This window comes from Caballeronia sp. ATUFL_F1_KS4A (assembly GCF_023630905.1).
GTDB classification, from domain to species: Bacteria; Pseudomonadota; Gammaproteobacteria; order Burkholderiales; family Burkholderiaceae; genus Caballeronia; species Caballeronia zhejiangensis.
In genome coordinates this window covers 1-3,273 of sequence record NZ_JALQEB010000050.1, presented here as the reverse complement: position 1 = coordinate 3,273, position 3,273 = coordinate 1, and the positions used below count along the sequence as shown (strand labels likewise).

Annotated in this window: 4 protein-coding genes; all 4 read right to left on the bottom strand. The window is 60.9% G+C overall.

What is annotated here, in order from left to right; translation table 11 throughout:
• Complete coding sequence (locus tag NCS03_RS30985; RefSeq protein WP_008354056.1) at positions 1-702, bottom strand: succinate dehydrogenase iron-sulfur subunit; 702 nt, start codon at positions 700-702, stop codon at positions 1-3.
• A 21-nt stretch (positions 703-723) separates the two neighbouring features.
• Positions 724-2,499 (bottom strand): succinate dehydrogenase flavoprotein subunit, encoded by a 1,776-nt coding sequence (gene sdhA, locus NCS03_RS30980; protein WP_008354057.1) that lies wholly within the window; start codon positions 2,497-2,499, stop codon positions 724-726.
• A 5-nt stretch (positions 2,500-2,504) separates the two neighbouring features.
• The gene (gene sdhD / locus NCS03_RS30975) at positions 2,505-2,873 is read right to left on the bottom strand and encodes a succinate dehydrogenase, hydrophobic membrane anchor protein (protein ID WP_008354058.1); all 369 of its coding nucleotides are present in this window, start codon (positions 2,871-2,873) and stop codon (positions 2,505-2,507) included.
• A 2-nt stretch (positions 2,874-2,875) separates the two neighbouring features.
• On the bottom strand, positions 2,876-3,273 hold a 398-nt coding region (gene sdhC / locus NCS03_RS30970), incomplete at its 5' end, for a succinate dehydrogenase, cytochrome b556 subunit (protein WP_250437927.1).

The following is a 3,273-nucleotide window of genomic DNA, read 5'->3' as shown; positions in this document are numbered from 1 at the left end:
TCAAACCGCCCGTCGCACCATCAATTCCTTGATCTTGCCGATCGCCTTGGTCGGGTTGAGCCCCTTCGGGCACACGTCGACGCAATTCATGATCGTATGGCAACGGAACAGACGATACGGATCTTCCAGGTTATCGAGGCGTTCGCCCGTCGCCTGATCGCGGCTATCCGCGATGAAGCGATACGCCTGCAGCAAGCCCGCCGGTCCCACGAACTTGTCAGGGTTCCACCAGAAGCTCGGGCACGACGTCGAGCAGCTCGCGCACAGAATGCACTCGTACAAGCCATCGAGTTCGTCGCGCTCGACGGGCGACTGCAGACGCTCCTTCTCGGGCGGCGGCGTATCGTTGATCAGATACGGCTTGATCGAATGATACTGATTGAAGAACTGCGTGAAATCGCAGATCAGATCGCGCACCACCGGCAGACCCGGCAGCGGACGCAGCACGATCTTCTGCGGCAGTTCGTTCAGATTCGTCAGGCACGCGAGGCCGTTCTTGCCGTTGATGTTCATCGCGTCCGAACCGCACACGCCTTCGCGGCACGAGCGACGGAACGACAGCGTCTCATCGACTTCTTTCAGCTTCACCAGCGCGTCGAGCAGCATGCGTTCATGCGTCAGATCGAGCTCGTAGCTCTGCATGCGCGGCGCCGCATCCTTGTCCGGATCGTAGCGATAGACTTCAAAAATTCTCTTTGCCATTTCGATTTCCTTGCGCTTTCCTTAGAAGGTACGCGCCTTGGGCGGCACCGATTCGACCGTCAGCGGCTTCATCTGCACCGGCTTGTATTCGAGGCGATCGCCTTCGCTGAACCACAGCGTGTGACGCATCCAGTTCTCGTCGTCGCGATGCTCGTAGTCGCTGTGCGCGTGCGCGCCACGGCTTTCCTTGCGCGCTTCGGCGGAGACCATCGTCGCGCGCGCGACTTCGATCAGATTCGCCAGTTCGAGCGCCTCGACCTTCGCGGTGTTGAACACCTTCGACTTGTCCTTCAGATGCACGTGCTTCACGCGCTCGGCGAGTTCGGCGATCTTGCCGACGCCTTCTTCGAGCAGCTTCGACGTGCGGAACACGCCCGCATGCGCCTGCATCGATGCGCGGATGTCGTTGGCGATGTTCTGCGTGTACTCGCCCGACGTCGACTTCTCCAGCACCGCGAGACGTTCCATCGCGAAGTCGGCGGCATCGGCCGGTAGCGGCTTGTGCTCCTTCAATTCCTTCGCGTGCTTGATGATGTGATTGCCCGCCGCGCGGCCGAACACGACGAGATCGAGCAGCGAGTTCGTACCGAGACGATTCGCGCCGTGCACCGACACGCACGAGCATTCGCCAACAGCATAGAAGCCGTTGACCGGATCGTTGTAGCCCTTCGCGGTGCCCACGACCTGACCATGCATGTTCGTCGGAATGCCACCCATCTGATAGTGGATGGTCGGCACGACCGGAATCGGCTCCTTGATGCAATCGACGTTCGCGAACTTCAGCGCAATCTCGCGAATCGACGGCAGACGCTTCATGATGGTCTCGGCGCCGATGTGCGACAGATCGAGCAGCACGTGATCCTTGTTCGGACCGACGCCGCGGCCTTCCTTGATCTCCTGATCCATCGAACGCGAAACGAAGTCGCGCGGCGCGAGATCCTTCAGCGTCGGCGCATAGCGTTCCATGAAGCGATCGCCATTCGAGTTACGCAGAATGCCGCCTTCGCCGCGCACGCCTTCGGTAATCAGCACGCCCGCGCCGGCGACGCCGGTCGGGTGGAACTGCCAGAACTCCATGTCCTGCAGCGCGATGCCCGAACGCGCGGCCATGCCGAGGCCGTCGCCCGTATTGATGAACGCATTCGTCGATGCCGCGAAGATACGGCCCGCGCCGCCCGTGGCGAACAGCGTCGTCTTGCCTTCGAGGATATAGACCTCGCCCGTTTCCATTTCGAGCGCGGTGACGCCGAGCACGTCGCCATCGGCGTCGCGGATCAGATCCAGCGCCATCCATTCGACGAAGAAGTGCGTCTTCGCAGCCACGTTCTGCTGATACAGCGTGTGCAGCAACGCGTGACCGGTACGGTCGGCGGCAGCGCATGCGCGTTGCACGGGCTTCTCGCCGTAGTTCGCCGTGTGGCCGCCGAACGGACGCTGATAGATCGTGCCATCCGGATTACGGTCGAACGGCATGCCCATGTGTTCCAACTCGTACACGGCGTTGGGCGCTTCGCGGCACATGAACTCGATCGCATCCTGATCGCCGAGCCAGTCGGAGCCCTTGATGGTGTCGTAGAAGTGATAGTGCCAGTTGTCTTCGCTCATGTTGCCGAGCGATGCGCCGATGCCGCCTTGCGCGGCCACCGTATGCGAGCGCGTCGGGAACACTTTCGAGAGCACCGCGACGGACAGACCCGCGCGCGCGAGCTGCAGCGATGCGCGCATGCCCGATCCGCCCGCACCGACGATGACCACGTCAAAGCGACGACGCGGCAGGGAAGTCTTGATTGCAGCCATGTTCTTTAAACTCTCCAGAGAATCTGTGCAGCGTAGCCGGCGCATCCGACGAGCCAGAGGATCGTCAGCACTTGCAAGAGCAGGCGCAGACCCATGGGCTTCACGTAGTCCATCCAGATGTCGCGAATGCCGACCCACGCGTGATAGAAGAGGCAAAGCAAGGCTACGAAAGTCGCGAGCTTCATCCACTGGGTCGCGAAGATGCCCGCCCAGCCTTCATACGAGAAGTTGTGCGCCGCGAAGAACCAGAAGAGAAGAATGACGGTGTACACGGCCATCACGACCGCGGTGATGCGTTGCGCGAGCCAGTCGCGCAGACCATAGTGCGCGCCGACGACCAGGCGCTTGGGGCCGACCCGATTTTGCGTTGCCATGTTTAGAACACTCCGAAGATCTTGAGAGCCATCGCGAGCGTGAGCAACAGCGAGACGATCAGCACGATGAGCGCGCTTTGCTTGCCGCCTTGCTTGTTCACGCCGACGTGCGTGTCGAGCAGCAAGAAGCGGATACCCGCGCAGAAGTGATGCAGATACGACCACGACAACACGAGCGTGATGATCTTGACGATGGGGTTGGCGAGAAAGCCCTTGAACGCGTCGAACGAGATTTCCGACGTGAGGCTCTGATCGAGCAGATACAGGATGAACGGCAGACACACGAAGAGCAGCAGGCCGCTCACGCGATGCAGGATCGATACCTTGCCCGCCAGCGGCAAGCGATACTTCGCGATCTGACCGATCCCGATGTTCCGGTATTCCGGCCTTGGTTTTTTTA